1 pseudogene is annotated in these 386 nt (G+C 40.9%); it reads right to left on the minus strand.

Annotated features, from left to right (window positions below):
* Positions 1 to 386: pseudogene (locus H4O20_RS12650) on the minus strand (IS1182 family transposase); the annotation flags it as partial.

Genomic DNA, 386 nt, shown 5'->3' on the forward strand with positions numbered 1-386 from the left:
TTTTGATCATCCACAGTAGTTTGAAGTGTGTAGCAAACCTCAGTGATCATTCCCCGTACAATTTGGTGTCTACTATCAGGATCTGATGTGGATAATTGCGGATTTTCCGAACTTTTGTCCGCCTCGAGCTCCTGTTTGATACGGGTGTATTTCTTGTGGTGTTTTTTATGCTTGGCTATCTCTGTGCTGAGCGCTTCTGCCTTATCTCCGTCTGCTTGTTCTAATGCAAGGCTGTGTTCTTTGAGTTTATCCTCGATATAGGCCAGATGCCGTTCAATTTTCTTTTTGTTGTAATTGTTTTTCTTGCTGTTTTGTGCCCGAAGTTTTGTAGAATCTCCAGCAATTAACAATCCTCCAATAAGGTTAAAGTTTTTGGCAATCTCAAC

The organism is Aequorivita sp. 609, assembly GCF_014212065.1.
GTDB classification, from domain to species: Bacteria; Bacteroidota; Bacteroidia; order Flavobacteriales; family Flavobacteriaceae; genus Aequorivita; species Aequorivita sinensis.